This window comes from Amycolatopsis echigonensis (genome assembly GCF_014174495.1).
In the GTDB taxonomy this organism is placed as follows: Bacteria; Actinomycetota; Actinomycetes; order Mycobacteriales; family Pseudonocardiaceae; genus Amycolatopsis; species Amycolatopsis echigonensis.
The window spans coordinates 75,530-97,720 of sequence record NZ_JACJHR010000002.1 but is presented as its reverse complement, the minus strand read 5'-3'; the positions used below and the strand labels follow the sequence as shown (position 1 = coordinate 97,720).

At 69.0% G+C, this 22,191-nt stretch carries 19 protein-coding genes; 10 read left to right on the top strand and 9 right to left on the bottom strand.

Annotated elements, in window-relative coordinates; all coding sequences use genetic code 11:
• Window positions 1-32: 32 nt before the first annotated feature.
• Entirely contained in the window at window positions 33-632 is a 600-nt protein-coding gene (locus H5411_RS01995; protein ID WP_183122785.1) for a TMEM165/GDT1 family protein, read from the bottom strand.
• 173 nt (window positions 633-805) lie between these two features.
• Here H5411_RS01995 and cutA point away from each other — a divergent pair, with 173 nt between their 5' ends.
• The 5 genes from cutA to H5411_RS01970 all read left to right on the top strand — a co-directional run bounded on the left by cutA (window position 806) and on the right by H5411_RS01970 (window position 8,818).
• A complete protein-coding gene (cutA, locus tag H5411_RS01990) occupies window positions 806-1,126 on the top strand; it encodes a divalent-cation tolerance protein CutA (protein ID WP_101436568.1) in 321 nt (106 codons plus the stop codon).
• Window positions 1,127-1,255: 129 nt separating this feature from the next.
• Window positions 1,256-2,767, top strand: a complete 1,512-nt coding sequence (locus H5411_RS01985) for a cytochrome ubiquinol oxidase subunit I (protein WP_183122784.1) — start codon at window positions 1,256-1,258, stop codon at window positions 2,765-2,767.
• Window positions 2,768-3,262: 495 nt separating this feature from the next.
• A complete protein-coding gene (gene cydB, locus H5411_RS01980) occupies window positions 3,263-4,270 on the top strand; it encodes a cytochrome d ubiquinol oxidase subunit II (protein ID WP_183122783.1) in 1,008 nt (335 codons plus the stop codon).
• A gap of 44 nt (window positions 4,271-4,314) precedes the next feature.
• Window positions 4,315-7,566 (top strand): thiol reductant ABC exporter subunit CydD, encoded by a 3,252-nt coding sequence (cydD, locus tag H5411_RS01975; protein WP_183122782.1) that lies wholly within the window; start codon window positions 4,315-4,317, stop codon window positions 7,564-7,566.
• A 70-nt stretch (window positions 7,567-7,636) separates the two neighbouring features.
• Entirely contained in the window at window positions 7,637-8,818 is a 1,182-nt protein-coding gene (locus tag H5411_RS01970) for a GAF domain-containing sensor histidine kinase (protein WP_183122781.1), read from the top strand.
• A 1,562-nt stretch (window positions 8,819-10,380) separates the two neighbouring features.
• On the opposite strand, the gene H5411_RS01965 is transcribed toward H5411_RS01970, so the two are convergent.
• Complete coding sequence (locus tag H5411_RS01965; RefSeq protein ID WP_183122780.1) at window positions 10,381-11,514, bottom strand: epoxide hydrolase family protein; 1,134 nt, start codon at window positions 11,512-11,514, stop codon at window positions 10,381-10,383.
• A 59-nt stretch (window positions 11,515-11,573) separates the two neighbouring features.
• On the opposite strand from H5411_RS01965, the gene H5411_RS01960 reads away from it, so the two are divergent.
• Window positions 11,574-12,530, top strand: coding sequence for a helix-turn-helix transcriptional regulator (locus H5411_RS01960; protein WP_183122779.1), 957 nt, complete (start codon window positions 11,574-11,576; stop codon window positions 12,528-12,530).
• Between the two features lies 1 nt (window position 12,531).
• On the opposite strand, the gene H5411_RS01955 is transcribed toward H5411_RS01960, so the two are convergent.
• Both H5411_RS01955 and H5411_RS01950 read right to left on the bottom strand, forming a co-directional pair.
• Window positions 12,532-13,158, bottom strand: a complete 627-nt coding sequence (locus H5411_RS01955; RefSeq protein ID WP_101436561.1) for a response regulator — start codon at window positions 13,156-13,158, stop codon at window positions 12,532-12,534.
• A 61-nt stretch (window positions 13,159-13,219) separates the two neighbouring features.
• Window positions 13,220-14,035: an excalibur calcium-binding domain-containing protein gene (locus H5411_RS01950; RefSeq protein ID WP_183122778.1), complete on the bottom strand. Its 816-nt coding sequence runs from the start codon at window positions 14,033-14,035 to the stop codon at window positions 13,220-13,222.
• A 203-nt stretch (window positions 14,036-14,238) separates the two neighbouring features.
• On the opposite strand from H5411_RS01950, the gene H5411_RS01945 reads away from it, so the two are divergent.
• On the top strand, window positions 14,239-15,657 hold the full coding sequence (locus H5411_RS01945) for a 3'-5' exonuclease (protein WP_183122777.1): 1,419 nt from the start codon (window positions 14,239-14,241) through the stop codon (window positions 15,655-15,657).
• Here the strand turns inward: H5411_RS01945 and H5411_RS01940 are convergent.
• A complete protein-coding gene (locus H5411_RS01940; RefSeq protein ID WP_101436558.1) occupies window positions 15,646-15,966 on the bottom strand; it encodes a nucleotide pyrophosphohydrolase in 321 nt (106 codons plus the stop codon). The two genes, H5411_RS01945 and H5411_RS01940, sit on opposite strands and share 12 nt — an antisense overlap.
• Before the next feature lie 108 nt (window positions 15,967-16,074).
• Between H5411_RS01940 and H5411_RS01935 the strand changes: the two genes are divergently transcribed.
• Window positions 16,075-16,953 (top strand): hypothetical protein, encoded by an 879-nt coding sequence (locus tag H5411_RS01935; protein ID WP_220816370.1) that lies wholly within the window; start codon window positions 16,075-16,077, stop codon window positions 16,951-16,953.
• Here the strand turns inward: H5411_RS01935 and H5411_RS01930 are convergent.
• The 4 genes from H5411_RS01930 to H5411_RS01915 all read right to left on the bottom strand — a co-directional run bounded on the left by H5411_RS01930 (window position 16,950) and on the right by H5411_RS01915 (window position 20,543).
• Window positions 16,950-18,503 (bottom strand): hypothetical protein, encoded by a 1,554-nt coding sequence (locus tag H5411_RS01930; RefSeq protein ID WP_183122775.1) that lies wholly within the window; start codon window positions 18,501-18,503, stop codon window positions 16,950-16,952. The genes H5411_RS01935 and H5411_RS01930 overlap by 4 nt on opposite strands.
• A gap of 34 nt (window positions 18,504-18,537) precedes the next feature.
• Window positions 18,538-18,687 carry a hypothetical protein gene (locus H5411_RS01925; protein WP_167441937.1) on the bottom strand — a complete coding sequence of 50 codons (150 nt, stop codon included), beginning with the start codon at window positions 18,685-18,687 and terminating at the stop codon, window positions 18,538-18,540.
• Between the two features lie 164 nt (window positions 18,688-18,851).
• Window positions 18,852-19,787, bottom strand: coding sequence for a type I pantothenate kinase (gene coaA / locus H5411_RS01920; protein ID WP_009085796.1), 936 nt, complete (start codon window positions 19,785-19,787; stop codon window positions 18,852-18,854).
• 132 nt (window positions 19,788-19,919) lie between these two features.
• Window positions 19,920-20,543, bottom strand: a complete 624-nt coding sequence (locus tag H5411_RS01915; protein ID WP_101436555.1) for a macro domain-containing protein — start codon at window positions 20,541-20,543, stop codon at window positions 19,920-19,922.
• Between the two features lie 98 nt (window positions 20,544-20,641).
• Here H5411_RS01915 and pheA point away from each other — a divergent pair, with 98 nt between their 5' ends.
• Together pheA and H5411_RS01905 are read left to right on the top strand one after the other, a co-directional pair.
• Window positions 20,642-21,547 carry a prephenate dehydratase gene (pheA, locus tag H5411_RS01910; RefSeq protein WP_101440911.1) on the top strand — a complete coding sequence of 302 codons (906 nt, stop codon included), beginning with the start codon at window positions 20,642-20,644 and terminating at the stop codon, window positions 21,545-21,547.
• Window positions 21,544-22,161: a histidine phosphatase family protein gene (locus tag H5411_RS01905; protein WP_101436554.1), complete on the top strand. Its 618-nt coding sequence runs from the start codon at window positions 21,544-21,546 to the stop codon at window positions 22,159-22,161. The genes pheA and H5411_RS01905 overlap by 4 nt, the downstream gene beginning before the upstream one ends.
• Window positions 22,162-22,191 lie beyond the last annotated feature (30 nt).

Below are 22,191 nucleotides of genomic sequence, written 5' to 3'. Positions count from 1 at the left end.
AGAGGTTACCTGGCGTTCCTGTGAAGCGGCGGTTACCAGAGCAGCTGGGCCAGCGCGAACGCGGCGAATCCGGCGAACACGAACCCGGCGACCCGCTGGATCAGCTTCGGCCGGATGCGGTCGCGGATCTTCGCGCCGATGAACACCGCCAGCCCGGCGACCGACACCAGCGCGACGAACGCGCCGACCCCGACCGCGAACGGATTGCCGAGGCGCGCGACGAGCCCGGCGGTCGCCAGCTGCGAGGCGTCGCCCCACTCCGCGGCGAAGAGCACGCCGAACGAGGTGAGTGCGGAGCGCAGGAACGAAACCGGCCCGGGCCCGATCCGCGACGCGTCCTCGCCCGCCTCGCTGCCCTCGCTGAAGCCCTCGCGCAGGAGCAGGAACGCGCCGACGCCGAACATCCCGGCGACCAGCAGCGAAACAAGGGTTTCCGGCAGGAGCGTGAGCAGGCTTCCGAAAGCGACCGCGATCACGCATTGCACGGCGAACGCCACGCATACTCCGGCGAATACCGGCCAGGCGCGGAAACGGGTGGTGAGCACCAGGGTCGCGACGAGCGTCTTGTCCGGCAGCTCAACGGCCAGTACCAGGCCGAACGCGCTGAACAGAGCGATCAATGCGGGAGACATGGGTTCGTGCTCACCCCTTTCACTGCAACGATAAAGGGGCGATTCAGAAAACCGCAAGCTGATGGGTTTCGCGAATTGCCTGATCAGGACGGCAGAATGCTCGCCGCCGGTTTGCCGGATAATTTTTTTCGGTGCACCGAATTCTGTTTTCCGGCTGCGGTACGGTGCGGGTCATGTCTGTTGACCACGTCGTCGTCACCACCACCGTCGACTCCGAGGCCGCCGCGCGCACCATCGCCGCGAGCGCCATCGAGGCCCGGCTCGCCGCGTGCGCCCAGATCGTGGGGCCGATCACCAGCGTCTTCCGGTGGGAGGACGAGGTGCAGACGGCGGCCGAATGGCGGGTCGAATGCAAGACGGCCGCGGACCGCTCCGGTGCGCTCGAGGAGTTCCTGAACGTGCGGCATCCGTACGACCTGCCCGAGGTCGTCGTCACACCGATCGTCGGCGGCAGCCCGCGGTATCTGTCATGGCTCGTGGACGAGACCCGCTAGCCACCTGATCGGGGGTAGCTCCGCCCGGGTCCGGGGCTGGATTCCAGCAGGTCGGCGGGACGTTGGTCCCGGCTAGTTCAGGACGTGTTGAACTGGCTGGGGCGGGGGCGCGCGCGGAGGATCGGACACGTGGATGTCCTAGAGCTCGCGCGGTGGCAGTTCGGCATCACCACCGTCTACCACTTCCTGATGGTCCCGCTGACCATCGGACTTTCGGTGCTGGTCGCGGCCATGCAGACGGCATGGGTGCGCACCGGCAATCCGCGGCACCTCAAGATGACGAAGTTCTGGGGCAAGCTGCTGCTCGTCAACTTCGCCATGGGCGTGGTCACCGGGATCGTGCAGGAGTTCCAGTTCGGGATGAGCTGGAGCGCCTACTCCCGGTTCGTCGGCGACGTGTTCGGCGCGCCGCTCGCGATGGAAGGCCTGCTGGCGTTCTTCGTCGAGTCGGTCTTCCTCGGCCTGTGGATCTTCGGCTGGGACCGGCTGCCCAAGCGAATCCACCTGGCGTGTGCCTGGGCGTTCTCGCTGGCCACGATGGCCTCGGCCTACTTCATTCTCGCCGCGAACTCGTGGATGCAGCATCCGGTGGGCGTCGAGTTCGTGAACGGCAAGCCGACGATGAACTCGATCGGCGCGGTGCTCACGAACAACACGGCGCTCGCCGCGATCCCGCACACGCTCGCCGGCGCGTTCTCGGTGGCGGCGGCGTTCCTGGTCGGCGTGGCCGGATGGCACCTGTGGCGGCGGCGTTCGGCTTCGGACGAACACCGCGAAGTCTGGCGCTCGTCGCTGCGGCTCGGCGGCTGGGTCGGCGTGGTGGCGTTCGCGGTGCTGGCGATCACCGGCGACATGCAGGGCAAGCTGATGTTCGAGCAGCAGCCGATGAAGATGGCGTCGGCCGAAGCGTTGTGCCACACGGAAAAACCGGCCAGCTTCTCGATCATCGCGATCGGCGACGTGGCGAACGCCAACTGCGAGGACGTCAAGACGTTCAACGTGCCCGCGCTGCTCTCTTTCCTGGCGCACAACGACTTCTCGACGGAGGTCAAGGGCGTGGAGAACCTGGTGACCGAGTACCAGGCGAAATACGGCACGAACTACCCGAACGACCCGGCGCTGGGTTCGCTCGCGGGCAAACCGATCGACTACGTGCCCAGCCTGCCGGTGACCTACTGGGGCTTCCGGATCATGATCGGCTTCGGCGCGATCTCCGCGGGCATCGGGCTGCTGGCCCTGTGGCTCACCCGCCGCGGCCGGATTCCGGGCGGACGCTGGTTCCCGCTGATGGTGCTGGGCGGCATCGCGACGCCGTTCATCGGCAACAGCGCGGGCTGGATCTTCACCGAGATGGGGCGGCAGCCGTTCGTGGTCGCGCCCAATCCCACGGGTGTCGAGGGCATGTGGATGTTCACCGCGCAGGCGGTGTCGAGGCTGACCGCCGGCGAGGTGCTGACGTCACTGATCTCTTTGACGGTGCTGTACGCGGTGCTGGGTGTGGTGGAGCTGTACCTGATGCGCAAGTACGTGCGCGGCGGGGTGGACGCGGTGATGCCTCCTGCTGCTTCTGATTCCGATCGTCCGGGCGGTTCTGATGATTCCGAGGACTCCGATGACCAGGCGCTTTCGTTCGCCTACTGACCCGGTGGAGCGGGCCGGGGTGCCGCCAGAAGACCCGGAGGGCCGGGCCTGGGCGCGGCCCGCTCCACTGGCCTGGACCGCTCCTGGACAGGCCGCTGCGACGAACATGGAGATGAACGTGACGCTGGGCAGCCTCGATTCGGCCCCGGTGACGGGTCAGCTCGTTGTGCTGGGTGGGCTAGCCGCCGGCCGGTCCGCCGCCGCAACGCCGCGCCCCCCGATGTCCTCGCCCGCGGCACCGAGCGGCCCGGTCCGCCCTGCCCCGCCGCACCGACCAGCGCGAACTCTTCCCATAACCCCCTCCCGCGCGTACGCAGCCCCCGCCCTCACCGGGGGGACGCCCCGTACCCGGCGTAATCGCGTGGTAGCTCTCGCGGGTTACCCACAGCAAATCTGTGGACAACTCGGCGGGTTGTGGATAACTCAGGGCCATCGTGGGGACAACCCGGTGGCTGACCGGATGACACCGGCGGGTGCCGGACGAGGTGAGCGGCGATGACACTCGAAACGCTGTGGTTCGCGATCGTCGCGTTGTTCTGGCTGGGGTATCTCTTCCTCGAAGGATTCGACTTCGGGGTCGGGATGCTGCTGCCGGTGCTCGGGAAGACGAACACCGAGCGACGCGTGCTCGTCAACACGATCGGGCCGGTCTGGGACGGCAACGAGGTCTGGCTGATCGTCGCGGCCGGTGCGACCTTCGCGGCGTTCCCCGGCTGGTACGCGTCGCTCTTCTCCGGCGCTTACCTCCCGCTGCTGCTCGTCCTTCTCGCACTCATCGGGCGCGGCGTCGCGTTCGAGTACCGCGGCAAGGTCGACTCCGAACGCTGGCGGCGCGTCTGGGACCGCGTGATCATCATCGGGTCCTGGATCCCGCCGCTGGGCGTGGGGCTGCTGCTCGCGACCACCGTGCTCGGCCTGCCGCTCGACGCGCAGGGCAACCGCGTCGGGTCGCCGTTCGAGTCGGTCCGGTGGGACACGCTGCTCGGAGCGGTGGCCATCGTCGGATTCTCGCTCGTGCACGGCGCGGCCTTCCTTGCCCTGAAAACCACCGGAGACCTGCGGGAACGTGCGCGCACCATCGCACTGCGAATCCTCCCGGTCGGCCTGCTGCCGTTGGTCGCGTTCCTGGTGGTCGTCCAGGCCCGCGAAGGCAAGCTGTGGACGCTCGTCTCGCTGGTGATCGTCGTCCTCGCCGCGGCGGTGGCGTGGCTGCGGCTCTACGTCGACCGCGATGGCCAGGCGTTCGCCGCGCTCGCGGTCGTCATCACGGCTGCCGCGGTGACCTTCTTCGGCGCGCTCTACCCGAACGTCCTGCCGTCCACCCTCGACCCGGCGCACTCGCTGACCATCGTGAACAGCGCGGTCAGCCACTACACGCTGACCGTGATGACCTGGGTCGGCGCGTTCGGAGCGCCCGCTGTGCTGATTTACCAAGGCTGGACCTATTGGGTGTTCCGCAAGCGCATCGGCGTCCAGCACATCCCCGCGGTGCACGCACCATGACCGAACTTCCCGGCCGCGCACCCCTTTCCGCCACGAGGTCCCCCATGGACCCAGTGCGGCCGGGCAAGGGTCCGCTCGGCGCGCTTTCGGCCTTGGGGCCGTCGGCGTGCCGAGCATTGACCCTGGTCGCGGTGCTGTCGTTCGCGAACGCGGTGTTCCTTGTCGGACAAGCTTTCCTGCTAGCGGACATCCTCGCTGGCGTGGTCTCCCGGGGGATCGGGGGCCACACCGTCCAGCTGGCCGTCCTGTTCGCCCTCGTCGTGGGCCGGGCAGGCACCAGCTGGGCGGTGCGGGTCGTCTCCGCCCGCGCCGCCGCGACCGCGCAACGCGACCTGCGCGCCCGCGTCGTCGACCACGCGTTGCGCCTCGGACCGGAATGGCTTGCCCGGCGCGGCCACGGCGAACTCACCACGCTCGTGACGCGGGGCCTCGACGCACTCGATTCCTACTTCCGCGAGTACCTGCCCGCGCTCGTCACCGCCGCGGTCGTCCCGATCGCGGCGGGTGCGGCGATCCTGTGGACAGATTGGCCGTCGGCGGTGATCATCGCCGCGACGGTTCCGTTGCTGCCGATGTTCGCTGTCCTGGTAGGAAAATTCACCGCCGACCGCGTTTCCGGCGCGACGGACGCGGTGCACCGGATGTCCGGCCTGCTGCTCGAACTGGTGCGGGCGTTGCCGGTGCTCACCGCGTTCCGGCGGGCGGACGCACAGGCCGAAACCGTGCGGAAACTGTCGGAACGGCATCGTCGCGCGACCCTCAAGACGTTGCGAGTCGCGTTCTCCTCGGCGTTCGTTCTCGAACTCGCGGCGACACTGTCGGTCGCGCTCGTGGCTGTCGTCATCGGTGTCCGGCTGGTGTCCGGGTCGCTCCCGCTGGCGATCGGACTCGGCGTGCTGATCCTCGCTCCCGAGTGCTACCAGCCTATTCGCGCGGTTGGCGCGGCCTTCCATGCCAGTGAGGACGGGGTGGAAGCAGTCCGCCGGGTAACCGCGGTGCTCGCGGAGCCGGTCCCGGCCGAAGGAACGCGGACCGCGCCCGGTGGATCGTTGGTTGTGTCCGACCTCAAGGTCGCCCGACGCGGCGGATTCGCGCCAGACGGCGAGAGTTTCTCGGTCCGGCGCGGCGAGATCGTGTGGCTGCGCGCGCCGAGCGGTGGCGGTAAGTCGACAACGCTGGCGACGTTGCTGGGCTTCGTGTCGTCTTACGACGGATCGGTGCTGGCCGGCGACGTACCGCTCGCCGAAGCCGACCTCGAACGGTGGCGCGCGGGCATCGCGTGGGTCCCGCAGTCGCCGGTTTTCAGCGGCGGCACCGTCCGGGAAGAACTCGCGGTCGCTGGCTCGGACGTCGACGCAGTGCTCGGCCAACTGGGCCTGCACGGCCTCGCCGACCGTCCGGTCGACCGGCTCTCCCAGGGACAACGTCAGCGCGTCGCCGTGGCCCGGGCGTTGTTGCGAGTTCAGTCGGGCGCGTGGTTGCTGCTGCTGGACGAACCGACCGCGCATCTGGACGACGTCAATGCGCGGCGGGTTATGGACGCCGTCGAACGAGCCGTGGAAAACGGTGCGGCGGCGGTAATCGCCGCGCACGAACGTTCCGCTGCGGTAGCCATTTCGGACTCGTCTCCCGCGGCCGCAGTCGAGTCCACTTCGGACAGTGCCGACGCGCGGCCGCTTCCGTGGCGGATGCTGCTCGACCGACGGCTGTTCTCCGGTGCCTTCCTGGGTGCCTTGGCGCTTTTGGCCGGGATCGCTCTCACCGCGACTTCTGGCTGGTTGATCGCCAAAGCGTCGTTGCAGCCGCCGATTCTGACCTTGACGGTCGCGGTCGTCGGGGTGCGCGCGTTCGGGCTTGGCCGGGCCGGACTGCGATACGTCGAACGCCTCGTGACGCACGACGCCGCGTTCCGGATCGCCGGACGGTTGCGTGTTCGGCTGTGGAACGCCTTGGTGCGCTTGGGCCCTGCGCGCAGTCTCGAAGCCGGCGAGAGTCAGCGGCGGTTGGTGACGGACGTCGACACGGTGCGGGATCTCTTGCCGCGAGTCGTCTCGCCGCCGATCGTGGTCGGGCTGGTCGCAGCCGGGGCCATTGCGGTGCAGACATGGGTGTTGCCGTCGGCCGGTTTGGTGCTGGCCTTGACTGTGCTGGTGGGCTTGGCGGCCCCGGCGGTCGCGTTGCGCTTGGAGCGACGGGCGACTGCGGCGCTCGCGGCTGGACGGCGCGACGTCGCGGCGCGGGTCCTGGTGCTGTTCTCGTCGGCCGCAGAACTGCTCGCGTACGGCCGAGCAGCTTCGCGCCGGCGCGAGCTTGCTTCGACGGACACCCAACTGGCAGCCGACACCCGGCGGCAGGCATTCGGCGCGGGCGCGGCGGACGCACTGATCACCTTGGCGACCGGGGCGGCCGCGGTGGTCAGCACGATGCTCGCCGCGGGGGCGGTCGGCCGTGGGGAGCTCGCCGGGGTGATGGCTCCGCTGCTGGCGTTGGTGCCGTTGGCGCTGGCCGAGGTGCTGGCGTTGTTACCGCAGGCGGCAGTGCATTGGGACACGCTGCGGGAGGCTCGGGTTCGGCTTGGCGCGGTAATCGGCGAAGCGGAGGTCGGACGTTCGCAGGGTGCGGCTGGGTCTGGCGGGCTTGAGCGTGGGGCACCGGATCTGGACGGCCCTGCCGCGGTTCGGTTGCGGGGCGCTGAGCTGGGATGGCCCGGTGGCGAGCCGGTGCTGAAGGACGTCGACTTGAGCGTGCCGACCGGGGCTTACGTCGCGGTCGTCGGGCCGAGCGGGGCTGGGAAGTCGACATTGGTGGCGGCTTTGCTGGGGTTCCTGCAGCCGCGCCGCGGCGAGGTCGTCGTCCCCGAGAAGGTGGCTTGGGCCCCGCAGGAGCCGATGCTCGTGTCGACCACTGTGGCGGAGAATTTGCGGCTCGCGGATCCGCTGGCGGAGCCGGCCGATTTGCGTCGGGTGCTGGATCAGGCGCAGTTGCCGGAGCTGGATTTGGCGACCGTGCTCGACAGCGCCGGGGCCGGGTTGTCCGGTGGGCAGGCGCAGCGGGTGGCGGTGGCGCGGGCGTTGCTGGCGGCTCGGTCGGCGGAGTTGGTGTTGCTCGACGAGCCGACGGCGCATCTCGACGAGCCGACGGCGCGGGCTTTGCGGGCGACATTGCGCACGGAGCTTTCCGGACGGACGGTCGTGCACGTAACGCACAATGCGGACGAAGAGCTGCAAGCGGACATTGTCTTCGAGGTCCGGGACGGGCGCGTCGTGCGACGGGCGTTGCCGCGGGTGGCGGCGTGACGGAGGGTTGTTGGTGACGGTCACGATTTCGGGTCTGGGGCTGGGGTCCGCGCTAAGGTCGGAGTTGCTCATGGACCCGACACTTGCCGCGCGCGCTCTTTCCGCGGCCACGGAGATCACCAGCACCGCGCTGTCCGGGGACGACCCGGAGGGGGTGCTGGAAACAGTCGTGGCCAGGGCCGTCGAACTCGCGGACGCCGATCTCGGCCTGGCGATGGTCAGCGCCGACGACGGACGGGTCGTGGTCGAGGCCGCGTACGGCGTCGACGGTTCTCTCGCGGAGGTGCCGACGGGCGAAGGTGAAGGAGCGCCGGTCGGGGAGTTGCGCGGGCTGACGCTCGAGACGGATTCCGCGGCGGGCCAGGTCGCGCGCGGCAGCGAACCGATCGCGGCGGAGGACTTCATCGTCGATCCGCGCACGGCGCCGTATGTGCCGGATGAGCTGCGCGGGTACGGACCGTTCGCGGCCGCGCCGTTCGGGTCCGGCGGGCGGGTGCTGGGCGCGCTCACGGTGTACCGACGGCAGGGGCGCGATCCGTTCTCCGCGGGCACGGTCGAGATGCTCGCGGCGTTCGCGGCGCAGGCCGGGGTGGTGCTCGCGCTGGCGGAGGGCGCGAACGCGCGGCATCGCGTGACCCTTTACCAGGAGCGCGAACGCATCGCTCGCGAGTTGCACGACGTGATCGTGCAACGGCTTTACGGCACCGGGATGCAGCTGGACCGGGTCCGCCGCAACATGCGGAAACGCTTCGCGCAAGCCGACGGGGCCCGGCTGTCCGACGCGATCGACCAGCTGGACCAGACCATCGAGGAAATCCGCGGCACCGTGCGCGCGCTGCGCTCCCCGGAGCCGCGCCACGACCCCAGCAGCCCGACCGACCTCGCCGAGTCCGCGCGCGGCGAAGTACGCATCGCCGGCGAACTGCTCGGCTATCCGCCGACCTTGGAACTGTCAGGCGAGTTCGCTGATATTCCGGCCGAGCGAGCCGACCACATCCGCGCCGCACTGCGCGAGGCACTGTCCAATGTGGTCCGACACTCCGGGGCGAGCGAAACCCGCGTGACACTGACCCGGGACGCCGAGGGTGTGAAGCTTCGCGTGCGGGACAACGGATCCGGCGTGCCGCAAGGGGTCGCGACCCGAGGGCTGCGGCATCTCGCCGAACGTGCTGACGCTGCTGGTGGCCGGTTTTTCCTCAATTCTTCGCCGAGTTTGGGAACGTTGGTCGCGTTTGACCTGCCGCTTGAGTGAGTCTTTCGGTTGGTGGCGTTGCGGCGCAGCGGGTTTCGGTCGCCGCGTTGTGCCGCCTGGGGCGGGAGTTCGTGGCGTCGCGTTGAGACGGTTGGAAACGCGGCCAACCGCATCGCAGCGATCCACGGTGGACCCAGTCATGCGGCAAAGTCGATGCGTTAGCGCGACGGCTCTCGCTGCGGGTGCAACGGTAAGTCGGTCTCGGCACAACTGCGCTGCGATGCAATCGCGCTATGGCACCACGGCAACTCCGCGCTGCGACGCCACCGCGTCACCGTGCTGTGACGCCGTCGCGCTCCGACGCAGCCATGCCATCGTGCCGTGGCGTTGTCGCGCTGCAAGGCAGCCACACCGTCGCGCCGCGACGCCATCAGGCTGGGGATGCACCGCGCCATGGCACGGCCGCGCTGCGACGCCACCACGCAATCGCGACGCGACGTCATTGCGCTGCGACGCAGCCATCCCGTCGTGCCGTGACGCCGTCGCGCTGGGGATGCGCCGCGCCGTGGCACGGCTGCGACGCGACGCCACCGCGCAATCGCGACGCGACGTCATTGCGCTGCGAGGATGCGATGCCATCGTGCCGTGCCGCCGTTGCGCTGCGACGCAGCCGCGCCATCGCGCTGCGGAGCTGTCGCGCAGGGGATGCACCGCGGCACCACTACGCTACGACTCCACCGCGCCACGACGTCACGCTGCGACGCTGCCATGACGCGATCAGCCATGCCGTCGCGCCGCTACACCATCGCATTGCGGCACCGTGACACCATCGCGTTGTGACGCTGCGATGCCGTCGCGTTGTGTCGCTGCGATGCCGTCGCACCGCGATGTTGCGACGATCGCGCTGCGACGCCATCGCGCTGCGACGTGATCACACCGCGACGCAACCACACTGCGACGCAACCACACCACCACAAGTCGCGTCGTCTCGCGCAGCCCGCATTAGCCGCATTGCCATGGCCCGCAACGCAATAGCGCAGTCGGTTCCGAGTCCGAAGTGGCAGTCACCGCGCCGCGCGCGTACGTCGCGGTGACCACATCGCATCGAGCTGCTATCGCACCGGATTCGCCACGTCAGCCGCGCGCGTAGCCCTTCACTGCGTAGCCCTGCACCGGGTTGTCGACCCCGCGTTGCGGCAACCTAGCGCCGGGCGCATCGCCACGTCGGTCTAGTGCCATTTCGGGGCACGCCGCCTCGAATCAGCAACCGGTCGTATCGAATCCGCCGCCTCGGATCGCAGTGAAGGCCTCTGCGTTGTCCTGAATCCTGAATCGCTCACAGCAAACACGCTGTATCAACCTCGCGCCGCTGTGAACCCACCGCTGTGAACACGCCGCGCACCAAGGGATTCAGCCTTCACGAGTCATCGAACACGCTCCTTCCTCGAATTCTCCCGCCCTGCCGCCGAACCGTTCCCATGGTATCGACAAATCGAACATCTATTCGGCACTCAATGGGGTCAATCAATGCACGGCAGTCGGCTACCCTCAGCTTCGTCTTGGACGGCGAGAACCCCGTCCGCAGCAACGCGGACGGGGTTTGAGCACGGAATCAGCAGGGGTCAGTCGCGGTTAGCGAAGAAAGCGCGAATGTCGCCGGCGAGGAGGTCGGGGCGTTCCATCGCCGCGAAGTGACCGCCTTCCTCGAAACGGCTCCAGTGCACGATGTTCGTGTTGTCGCGTTCGGCGAAGGTCTTGATGGTCTGGAAGTCGTCCTTGAACACCGCCACGCCGGTGCGCGCGTCGCTCACCCGCGGCTCGGCCTGTGCGCGGGCGTTCTCCAGGTAGCTGCGGTTCATCCCGGAAGCGGTGTTGGCGAACCAGTTCACGCTCACCTCCAGCAGGATCGTTTCCAGCGGCACCAGGGAAGTCCCGTTGCCGAAGGAGTTGAACAGCTCGCTGTAGGCGAGTAATCCGATCGGGGAGTCACTGAGGCCGACGGAAACCGTCTGCGGGCGCGAGGCGTTCATCGTGTTGTAGCCGCCGACTGACTGAAACCATTGCATGTGCGCGAGGCCGGCGTGGTCGGCCGGTTCGAGACGCTCGAATTCGGCCGGGTCGCCGGAGGGGAACGAGAACAGCTGCAGGACGTGCAGGCCGAGGAAACCGTCCGGGTTCAGCAGGCCGAGTTCCCTGGCGACCATCGCGCCGTTGTCCGAGCCGTGGATTCCGTAGCTCTCGTACCCGAGACCGCGCATCAGCCGGTCGTACGCGGCGGCGACGCGGGCGACTGTCCAGCCCGCTTCGGCGACGGGCTGGGAGAAGCCGTAGCCGGGCGCGTCGGGGATGACGACGTCGAAGGCGTCCTCGGCGCGGCCGCCGTGAGCGACCGGGTCGACGAGGCGGTCGATCAGGTCCAGGTAATCGACCGACGAGCCGGGGTAGGTGTGCGCGAGCAGCAGCGGCGTCGCGCCGGGATGAGCGGAGCGGACGTGGACGAAGTGGAACGTCTGGCCGTCGATCTCGGTGGTGAAGTGCGGGACGGAGTTGATCCGCGCTTCGGCGGCGCGCCAGTCGAAGGTCCGCCACGCTTCGAGCGCCGTCCGCAGGTAGGCGTTCGGGGTGCCGGCGTCCCAGTCGTCGGTCGGCGAAGGCTGCGGCAGGCGGGTGCGGGCGAGGCGGTCGTGCAGGTCCGCGAGTTCGGCGTCGGTGATCTGGACAGTGAAAGGGCGGAGGGCGAGGGAAGCGTTCGTCATGAGAAGAACACTAGGAGGCTATTAGGTAGGATCAGTTCCTAATAGAACAAGGAGTTTCGATGGCCGATCCAACGGCGCGGTTGCTGGCACTTCTCGCCCTCCTCCAGTCCGCCGCCGGGCGGAGCGGCAGGGAGCTGTCGGAGCGACTGGGCGTCTCGGACCGGACGATCCGGAACGACGTCGAACGGCTGCGTGACCTGGGCTATCCCGTCGAGGCGACGCGCGGGAACGTCGGCGGCTACCGGCTCGGCTCGGGCGGAAAGCTGCCGCCGCTCCTGCTGGACGACGAGGAGGCGGTGGCCGTCACGGTCGGGCTGCGGGCCGCCGCGGGCATTTCCGGGATCGAGGAAGCAGGCACACGGGCGCTCGCGAAACTCGAGCAGGTCCTGCCGTCCAGGCTGCGTCCGACGGTCGACGCCCTGCGGTCGACGATCGACCGCGGCCCGGAGAACACCGGCACCGACGCGCCCGATCCGGAGGTCGACGGGGCCGTGCTGCAGGAGGTCGCGCGGGCCATCCGGCACGTCGAATGGCTCCGGTTCGACTACGCGGACGAACTGCGGCTGGTTGAGCCGTACCGATTGCTCAGCTGGCAACGGCGGTGGTACCTGGTCGCCCGCGACCCGCAGGACGGCACTTGGGCGACCTACCGCGTCGACCTGATGCGGCCGCGGATGCCGAGCCGTCGCCGGTTCGAGCCGAATCCCTTGCCCGGCGGGGATTACACCGCCTTCGCGATGCGCACGATCGCGGCGAGCGGCTGGCTGGTGCACGCGCGCCTGCGCATCGACGCCCCGGCGGAGAAGGTGCTGGCACGGATCAATCCGACCGTCGGCGTCGTCGAACCCATTGACGAGAACCACTGCGTGCTCGTTACCGGCGCGGACAGTTTGGACACCGTGGCCGTCTACATTGGAATGTTGATGATGGACTTCACCGTCGAATCGCCGCCGGAGCTGATCCCTAGGCTGCGGTTGCTGTCCGAACGCTACGGTCGCGCCGTCGCGGGCAGCTGATTCACTTGCCGCGCCGGGCAATCCACGCCGCGGCCTGGGTGCGGCGCTGCATGCCGAGCTTCGCGAGCACGGACGTCACGTAGTTCTTCACCGTCTTCTCGGCGAGGAAAAGACGTTCGGCGATCTCGCGGTTCGACAGCCCCTGTCCGATCAGCTCCAGGACGTCACGTTCCCGATCGGTCAGGGTGGCCAGCTCGTCGGTCGGCGGGTGGCGCAGCTTGTCGAGCACCCGCGCGGTGCTGACCGGGTCGAGCAGCGACCGACCGGCGGCGACCTCGCGGACCGCGTTCACCACGTCCTGGCCGCGAACCTGCTTGAGCAGGTAACCCGAAGCGCCCGCCATGATCGCGCCGACCATCGCTTCCTCGTCGTCGAACGCGGTGAGCATGAGGCAGGCCGGCGGATTCGGCTTGGACCGCAGCTCGCGGCAGAGCGTGATCCCGTCACCGTCACCGAGCCGCACATCCACGACCGCGACGTCCGGCTCGACATGCATGGCCACCGCGAGAGCCTCTTCGACGCTCCCGGCCTCGGCGACCACCTCCAGGTCGGCCTCGTCGCTGAGCAGGTCGCGCAGGCCCCGCCGGACGAGTTCGTGGTCGTCTACAAGCAGCACCTGAATCGGCATATCTCCAGGTTACGGGGCGTGCGGCGGTTCGTCTGCCGGTGGTGCCGCACGACACCAGGAGCTACCGCTCGCAGGCCACCCCGTCGCCGTCGCGGTCCAACGCTGGGCGGTAACCCGGGTCGCCGCGGTGGAGCGGCGTCACCCCGGCGGCTTTCGCGGCCGCACAGTTCTTGTAATACACAGCGCTCGGCTGTTCAGGTTCCGGCGTGTCCTCGACCGGCGGCGGGGCGGCTTGTTCAGAGGTGCGCGGTGCTGGCGGCGGAGCGGAAGTCTCCTGTACCGGAGTAGGAGTCGGAGTAGGCACCGGTGCCGGTGCCGTGATCATGCCTTTGCAGGGTTCCGCCCACAGACCCGTCGCGGCCTGCTGGGCCGCGTTTGCCGCGTTGCGCAGCGAGTCGGAGATGACGTTGGAGGCGAGGCGGGCATACCCGGCGGAGAGCGTCGCGGTCGCGTAATCGGTGCCGTCGCTCAGTGCGAGTGCGACGCCGTCCGTGGTGTCCGTCGTGATCTTCACGGCCGCGCCAGCAAGCTTGTTGTTAGCCCAAATCGCGGTTTCACTCGCGTAGCAGTTGTTTCCGGTCGGTACTTCGAGACCGAGGATGCGCACCGTGCGATGACTGCCGTCGGAACCGGTCAGCTCGACGTTGGCGGCATCGGTGATTTTGTCCACGGTGTAGGTCACCGGCGCGGGAGTGGCTGATGTGGTCACCGGACTCGAAGGCGGAGCGACCGGTGCGGCGACCGGCTCCGGCGTCGGTGCCGGTTTTCCGAACACCGCGCCCAGAATGAAGAGAACCGCGAAGACGCTCAGGACGACCGTCAGCCAGGTCGGGAATTTCAGCTTGGGGCGCGACGGCGGCGCGGGCGTGGAGTGCATTCGGAATTCCTCTTCCTGAGGCGGGTGCCGAATGGTGTTCGCAAAAGCGGCGTTCAGTGTTACGCGCCAGGGCATCCAGATTGCCGCGAGCGAAGAACAAGTCACGGATGCGTCACAAAGACAGCGTTTTCCGTCCCGCCTGTGACGATTCGCCGGCTTCTCGCGATGGTCAGGGGAACTGTCCAGGAGAAAGCGCATCCACGATGGCCGAGCTGATCGAACGACTGTCCCTGTCCTCGACTGGGCAGGTGCCCGCGAGCGGCACGGAATTCACCGCGCTCGACGTGAAGACGACCGGACTGCACAGCGGCCGCGTGCTGGAGGTCGCCGCGATCCGGTTTCGCGGGGACGGGACGTTCCTCGGCGAGTTCGCGACGGTCGTCGCCGCTGACGCGAACCGCGGCAACCCGCACCGCATCACCGCGGCGGAACTGGCTGGCGCACCGGCCTTGGGAGAAATCCTCGGACGGTTGTTCGAGCTGTGCCGGGGAGCGGTTGTCGTCGCGCACGATCTGTCGTTGGTGGAAGGGCTTGTCGCTGAGGTCAGCCAGTTAGGCGTCCGGCTGCCCCGCTTGCCGGGGATCTCGCTCAAGGACACCGTGCAGGCGGCGTTTCCGCTGCCCAACTACCGGCTCTCCACCATCGCGCGTGCTTTCGGCATCGAGGACTTCCCCGGTTATCTCGCCGAACCGGCCGCGCGGGCGTGCGCGCGGGCGATGATCGCTCTCGTCGGTACGCACGGGTTGCGGCTGGCACAGCCCGTGCGGTTTCCCGAACTGCCGCGGTATGCCTCCGGCGCGGCAGCCGTGCGCCGGACGGTGGCCGGTGCGGAGAAGGGCTGGATGGCCGAGGCGGTCGACCGGGTTTCCGCGGGAGACGGCGGGCCGGTCGCGCAGGCTTACCTCGATCTGCTCGCCGAAGCGGTCGGCGACCACTTCCTGACCGACGAGGAGGTTTGGGCGCTCGCCGACCTCGCTGCCGAAGCTGGCATGGCGGCGGCGGAGGTGCAGCGGATGCACACGGGCTTCGTCGCTGAGCTGCGCCGGGTCGTCGAGGACGACGGGGTGGTGACTTCCGTCGAATACCGCGAGCTGCGTCAGGTCGCGGACGCGCTCGGGGCGCTGGAGGTGGCGGTGGACCTCAAGGTCACCGCCAACGGAAACAAGCCGACGCGGGTCCTGGTGCTCGGCAAGACGGCGGGCGCGGACCAACTGCGGGCGCGGGTGCTTTCGGCGGGGTTTCAGCTCGCGAAGAACCTGACGGGTTCGGTCACGCACCTGGTGTACGACTCGGGGGTGCGCGAGTCCGAACCGCGGCTTTCCCGGGCGCTCGAGCTCGGTGCGCACGTCGCGCGGCTGGACGAGGCTCCGGTAGTGCTCGGCTTCGAGCGCGCGCCGGTCCCGCAGCCGAAGCACCAGAAAGCACCATCGGGCGGCGGCCGGCTGGTCGGGCGGGTGCTGATCGGTCTCGGGTTGGTCCTGATGGTCCTCACGGTCGCCGCGATGTTCGGCGGCGCCGGAGTCGGGCCGGGGATCGTGCTGGCCGTTTTCGCGGTCGGTGCGCTGGTCGGCGGCTGGTATCTCGACGAGACGAAGCGGCTCGCGGCTGGTTCAGCGGGCTAGCGGAGGGAACCTCTTCTCGTTCCGGTCCACCTTCGCGTTCGCCGCTTCCAGCAGGTCGATTCCCAGTACGTCCGCCAGCCGGACCAGGTACAGCATCACGTCGGCGATTTCGTCGTGGACGTTGAACTCCCGGGCCGGGTCGGCGCGCCAGTTCGCGGCTTCCTCCGGGGTCAGCCACTGGAACAGGGAGATCAGCTCGCCCACTTCGCCGGACAGGGCCATGGTCAGGTTTTTCGGGGTGTGAAACGGTTCCCAGTCCCGGGCGGCGGCGAAGTCGCGGAGGCGCTGGGTGAGGTCGTCTAGGGTCACTGGACCTGATTATCACGCGCAGTGCTCACCTGGGGTGTCCGGGTTGGGCCGAAAAGAGTACGCCGTTGGCCCACACGCCGGTCACGGGCCATACGGCAGACTGTTCGCGTGAGCGTCCCCGACCCGGTCGAGTACACCGCCAAAATCGGTGCGGTTCTCGATACTGTGCGGCGGCTGCTCGACGCCGGAAGCCGCGCTGACCTCGCGCCGCTTGCCCGGCGCGTGGTGGACGACATCGTGGGCATGCTCGAGCAGCACGGCGACCTCGCCGCGGACCTCGAGGTGCGGCTTGACCAGGCGGTCACGTTGTACGCGCGGGCTTGTGCGGCTCGGCCGCCGGATCCGGAGCAGCTCGCGGACTGGGTGCTGGAGGCGGCGTTCAGCGGGCGGGCGGTCGCGGTGGCCGATTTCGCGGCGGCGCTCGGGGACGCCGGGCTCGCGCGGATGAAGTCCATTGTGGACGAAGTGCTGCGCGGAAAGCCGGTCGAGGAGAAGCTCGCGATCGCGGAGCGGCTGCAGGAGGAGATCGCGGAGGCCAGCGGAGACGTGGACGGGCTGGTCGCCATTCTCGCGGCCAAGCCGCCGCGGGTGGACGTCAGTCTCAAGATCGTCCGGGTGCTGCGGGCGGCGGGACGGCACAGCGAGGCGATCGCGTACGCGGCGCGGGTGCTGACTCCCCAGCGGGCAGAGAAACCAAGGGCAGCGAAACCAAGGGCGGAGAAGCCACAGCGGAAAGAGGCACCGCCGAAAGAAGAAGAGTCCATTCCGGAGTACCGCGAGCGGATCGAGCGGTTGATCGCCCAAAAAGAAGCCAGCGCGTACCGGGAAGCGGCGCAGTGCCTCAAAAAACTGCGCACCCTGCACAAACAAGCGGGCACGGCGGAGGAGTTCACCGGCTACGTCGCCGAGCTGGTGAACGTCCACCGCCGCAAGACCCGGTTGCTCGCGGAGATCCGGTCGGCCCGGATCGCGCTTCCGAAGGGCTAGATCTCGGCCAGGGCGGCGCGGTAGGCGTCCAGGTCGTAGTCCAGCTGGTCTTCTTCCTCGGTCTCGGTCAACTGGCCTTCGAGGACGGTTACGAGCCGGTCGAGGACGTCATCGCGGGAAAGGTCCTGCCGCAACAGGTTCTGCGCGGCGGTCCACACCTCGGCGGGTTCGTCGTCCCACAGTTGGTCCACAATGGACGTCTCGAGGGCGAGGCGGAGGCCGTCCGCGCCGTCGAATTCCTCGGCGGCCAACGATTCGTGGTACTCCGGGTGCGCGCCGATCACCAGCAGCCGGCGCTGTTCCGGGTCGCCAGGGTCCAGGTCGGTCAGTTCTTCGTCACCGATCACTGTGGACAGTTCGGGCACCGCGAAACGGCGGCGGGCCACCACTTCCAGTGCCTCGTCGGCGGATTCGGTGCCGTCGAGGTAGTCGCTGAAGTCCTCGTCCTCGTCGTCGTCCGAGAGGTACTCGCCGAGGTATTCGGTGACCTCTTCCAGCAGCGCGGCCGTGGCGACCTCGGACAGTCCGGCGCGAGCGGCGGTCCAGCTGGCCCAGGACAGCACGACCGGCGCGACGGCGTCCTCGTCTTCCAGTTCGTACTCGCCGTCCAGCAAGGATTCGAGGAACCGCGCCAGCTTCTCCGGACCGACGCGCAGCGGGTTCGCCGGTTCGACCCGGCAGCCGTGGTCGACCAGCAGGGCGGCGATTTCGCGGGCCGCGTCGGCGTCCGGCAGGTTCGTGTCGGCGAGGAATCGCGTGACGGCTTCCTCGCGCTGCGCGGCGGTCCATTCCGCCACCGGGGCGGCGGCGGAAGGCTCCGGCAGCGAACGCGCCCAGGTCAGCGCGATGGCATGGAACCGCGGGTAGTCCTCGCCGACGTCCGGCTCGTCCAGCGCGTCCGTGGCCTCGATCCCGGACACCAGCAGCCGGTGCGCGTCGGCGGGCTCGATCTTTTCCAGCACGACCAGCTCGCCGTCCTCCTCGACCTGCGAGCGCATTTCGGCGAGCACCTCGTGCGGCTCCTCGATGACCACCAGGTCGCGCACCCGGCCGCCCTCGGTGAAGTCCAGCAGCGCGAGCAGGCCGAGCGAGTGGTCGCCGCGGGAAAAGACGCAGAGCAGCGACGACTCGTCGCCGTAGACGTCCCCGGTGCGCCAGCATTCGCCGACGCTGACCTGTCCGACCTCGGCGGCCCACTCCGGCTCCGGAATGCCCCGGCCGAGCACGACGCCGAGCGCCTCGGCCGCCGCCGAACGCTCCTCTTCGGATTCGGCCAGCACCTTCAGCGCGGCCAGCAGCGCCGCCGCGCCGGGCGTGATCTTGCGCTGCGCGAAGGCGATCAGCTCAAGGCCGAGCTGGTTTTCCGGTTCGTCCTCCACGACGACGTCCCGCCACTGCCCGACGACCTCGGAAGCGAGCAGGTCGATGTCGAACGGACCGGGCTCGGCCGCGACCGCGGAGAAGTCCCGCAGCACGTCCTTGAACAGACCGTTGACGCTGGGGGCGGCGGGTAGGGAACTCTTCTTGCGCGCGCGGCTCACCGGACTCATGCCGACCATCTTGCCCGGAGCCGAAGCTCGGTCCTCAGCTGGTCGGCTCCGCCGTGCCGCGGGCCTTCACGCGCCGCTCGCGCAGCGCCTCGTCGAAGTCGACGACGAACGCCCCCACGGCCATCGCGACCAGCAGCGTCAATCCCAATACCGCGCCGACCCAGGTCAGGACGATAGAAAACATCGTGGCCTCCTCCGCAGGTCAGGTGCGAGATCCTGCTGCGTTCAGGGTCGCGTGCGGACCGGGGCCGCGGGTATCGGCCAAGTGGTTACGAAGACTCCGGCCGATCGGTCAATTACTCCGGCTCCTGTGCCGGACGAGACCGGCGAGGCGCATGTGGGTGGCCGTCAGAGTTTCCGCAGCCGGACCCGGTTGATCGCGTGGTCGGCGTCCTTGCGGAGAACCAGCGTCGCCCGCGGCCGGGTGGGCTTGATGTTCTCCATCAGGTTCGGCTCGTTGATGGTGCGCCACAGGTGCCGCGCCTCTTCGCGGGCCTCGTCGTCGGGCAGCCCGGCGAAGTGGTGGAAGTGCGAGGCGGGGTCGGCGAACGCGGTGTGCCGCAGTTTCAGGAAGCGCTCGACGTACCAGTGCTCGATGTCGTCGATGTGCGCGTCGACGTAAATCGAAAAGTCGAACAGATCCGAGACGGTCAGGCTCGGCCCGGGCTGCAGGACGTTCAGCCCCTCGATGATCAGGATGTCCGGCCGCTCCACGACCTGCTCCTGGTCCGGGAGGATGTCGTAGGCCAGGTGCGAGTACACCGGCGCGGACACCCGCTCGGCCCCGGACTTCACCTCGGTGACGAACCGCAGCAGCGCGCGCCGGTCGTAGCTTTCCGGGAAACCCTTGCGGTGCATGATCCCGCGCCGGGTCAGCTCCGCGCGCGAGTAGAGGAACCCGTCGGTCGTCACGAGGTCGACGCGCGGGTGGTCGGGCCAGCGGGCGAGAAGAGTGCGCAGGATGCGGGCGGTGGTCGATTTGCCGACCGCGACGCTGCCCGCGATGCCGATCACGAACGGAGCCTTGGTGTTGCGGCAGTCCTCGCCGAGGAACGTCGTGGTGGCCTCGTACAGCTGTTGCCGGGCCTTCACCTGGAGGTTGATCAGCCGCGACAGCGGCAGGTACACGTCGGCGACCTCGGCGAGATCGATTTGTTCCCCGAGCCCGCGGAGCCGGACCAGCTCGTCCGCCGTCAGCGGCAGCGGAGTGGAGCTGCGAAGCTCCCGCCACTGTTCCCGATGCAGCTCTACGTAAGGGCTGAGTTCACGGACCCGTGTGGGCATCGCACACTCCTCGGCCGTCGCCTGCGCTGGCTCCGTCTGCGCTACTTCCGTAACGCCGTATCAACGGTAGGGCTTACCGCGCGTGAACGCGCTGTGATGTGATGCACGCACCCCTGACCGGGCCGGATTCGATCACCGATGGTGACCGTTGGTTCCGAAAACTTCCTGCCACGCGGCGGCGACCTGACGGGCGCACGCGGCCGGAACCACACCGCCGACGCCGGTGCCGAGGCCGGGCATCGCGATCGTCCGCACGGCCGACGCGACCGGGCCGGAATCGAGCTGGCCGCGCTGCCACTGCAGGAACACCGCGCGCGCCGCGAGATACGGGTGGACGGTGTCGGCGGGCAGTCGTTCGCCGGGCTCGCGCATGGTCGGCGCGCTGATCAGCCAGGCCGGTTCCGCTTCGCCGGTCGGGACGATCACCGACTCGCCGATCGGCAGCTCACCGCCGTAAGAGGCCAGCACCGCGCTGCGCACGCTTTGCTCGATGCCGGGGAACGCCCGCGCGTAGACCGCGTCGATCCCGCCGCGCATCCAGCCGTAGGAGTTGGCGGGGCTGACCACCGCCTGTGCGGCGATGTCGAGCACCGAACCGCGGTGCACCCGGGCGGAGCCGCCGAAATCCGCCACGGCGGAGGTCCACGCCGCGGCCAGCGGTTCATCGACGGCGCACAGCACCAATTCCGGCGTTCGGGGAGAACCCGGCGAAACGGCTTCCCCGTGCCCGGCGTGTGTGCCTGAGTCGGCGGTCACCGTTCCAGCATGGCAAAAAACGCCACCCGGCGTAACCGGTTTAGCCACCGGCTGTCCGAGTGAAAAGCGCCACGCGCACGGTCGCTAGCCTGACGCTCGTGTTGCGGATCGCGTATTTCGGCCCTGAGGGCACGTTCACCGAGCAGGCCGCCCGCGCGCTCGCGCCGGGCGAGGACCTGACCCCCTACGAGACCGTCCGGCTGGCGCTGCAGGCCGTCCGCGACGGTGCGGCGGACGCCGCGTGCGTGCCCATCGAGAACTCCGTCGAAGGAGTGGTCCCCGCGACGCTCGACGGGCTCAGCGACGGGGATCCGCTCGTGGCCACCGCCGAGACGATCCTGCCCATCCACTTCAGCGTGCTCAAACGGCCCGGGAGCGGCGAAATCCGCACCGTCGCGAGCCATCCGCACGCGCTCGCCCAGGTGCGCGAATGGCTGGAGACGAACCTGCCGGACGCCACCCCGGTCGCCTCGTCGTCCACCGCGGCGGCGGCGGTCGGCGTGGTGGAGGGCGATTTCGACGCCGCGGTGTCCGCACCGGTCGCGATCGAGCACTACCCGCTGGAGGAACTGGCGACCGGCGTCGCCGACGTCCGCGACGCGCAAACCCGGTTCCTGATGGTGCGCCGCCCCGGCGAACTGCCCGCGCCCACCGGCGCCGACCGCACGTCGATCGTCGCGGCCGCGGTCAACCGCACCGGGACGCTGTCCGACCTGCTGGTGGAACTGGCCGGTCGCGGGATCAACCTGACCCGGATCGACGCCCGGCCGACGCGCAACAACTTCGGCGAGTACCGGTTCTTCATCGACTTCGAGGGCCACGTCGCCGAACCCCGGATCATCGACGCGATGACCGCCCTGCGCCGCCGCTGTCACCTGCGCTTTCTCGGTTCGCATCCGAGGGCGGACGGGGTCGCGGCGACGATCGAGGAAGGCGCGGGGAACCAGGATTTCCTCGACGCGCAGGCATGGGTCGACGCGGTTTTGAAGGGAGAGGGCGCGTGAGGCTGCTGCTGGTCCGGCACGGACAGACGGAAGGCAACGTCCGCCGTGCGCTCGACACCGCGTTGCCCGGTCCGCCGCTCACCGAACTCGGCCGGGAGCAGGCCGCGGCGCTCGCCGAAGAGCTGAAATCCGAGCCGATCGTGGCGGTGTACGCGTCGGAAGCGGTGCGTGCGCAGCAGACCGCGGCACCGCTGGCCGAGGCGCTCGGGTTCGACGTGCAGGTGATCGAGGGCGTCAAGGAGGTCGACGCCGGCGATCTCGAGGGCAAGACCGACCTGGACTCGATCGGCGTCTACCTGCGCGTGGTGAAGGCGTGGACGGAAGGCGACCTGGACGTCGCGATTCCCGGCGGCGAGACCGGCACGCAGGTGCGCGACCGGATGGTCGGCGCGGCCGACGAACTGCGGGCCAAGCACGAGGAAACGTCGCCGGACGGGGTGGTCGTGCTGGTCAGCCACGGCGGCGCGATCCGGCTCGCCGGAGAGTGGCTCGCTTCGAACGTGCCCGCCGAGCTGGCGAACGAGGCCCTGATCCCGAATACGAAGTTCGTCGAGCTGGAAGCCCGCCCCGACGGCTGGGAGTGCCTGCGCTGGATCGATACCCGCCTTTCGTGAGCAGCCGGTCACTCGGGCGGGGAAACGCTG

Bases quoted from the DNA above. Each gene is read 5' to 3' on its own strand.
- H5411_RS01995 (WP_183122785.1), bottom strand. From the start codon at position 632: ATGTCTCCCGCATTGATCGCTCTGTTCAGCGCGTTCGGCCTGGTACTG.
- cutA (WP_101436568.1), top strand. From the start codon at position 806: ATGTCTGTTGACCACGTCGTCGTCACCACCACCGTCGACTCCGAGGCC.
- cydB (WP_183122783.1), top strand. From the start codon at position 3,263: ATGACACTCGAAACGCTGTGGTTCGCGATCGTCGCGTTGTTCTGGCTG.
- cydD (WP_183122782.1), top strand. From the start codon at position 4,315: ATGGACCCAGTGCGGCCGGGCAAGGGTCCGCTCGGCGCGCTTTCGGCC.
- H5411_RS01970 (WP_183122781.1), top strand. From the start codon at position 7,637: ATGGACCCGACACTTGCCGCGCGCGCTCTTTCCGCGGCCACGGAGATC.
- H5411_RS01965 (WP_183122780.1), bottom strand. From the start codon at position 11,514: ATGACGAACGCTTCCCTCGCCCTCCGCCCTTTCACTGTCCAGATCACC.
- H5411_RS01960 (WP_183122779.1), top strand. From the start codon at position 11,574: ATGGCCGATCCAACGGCGCGGTTGCTGGCACTTCTCGCCCTCCTCCAG.
- H5411_RS01955 (WP_101436561.1), bottom strand. From the start codon at position 13,158: ATGCCGATTCAGGTGCTGCTTGTAGACGACCACGAACTCGTCCGGCGG.
- H5411_RS01950 (WP_183122778.1), bottom strand. From the start codon at position 14,035: ATGCACTCCACGCCCGCGCCGCCGTCGCGCCCCAAGCTGAAATTCCCG.
- H5411_RS01945 (WP_183122777.1), top strand. From the start codon at position 14,239: ATGGCCGAGCTGATCGAACGACTGTCCCTGTCCTCGACTGGGCAGGTG.
- H5411_RS01930 (WP_183122775.1), bottom strand. From the start codon at position 18,503: ATGAGTCCGGTGAGCCGCGCGCGCAAGAAGAGTTCCCTACCCGCCGCC.
- H5411_RS01925 (WP_167441937.1), bottom strand. From the start codon at position 18,687: ATGTTTTCTATCGTCCTGACCTGGGTCGGCGCGGTATTGGGATTGACG.
- coaA (WP_009085796.1), bottom strand. From the start codon at position 19,787: ATGCCCACACGGGTCCGTGAACTCAGCCCTTACGTAGAGCTGCATCGG.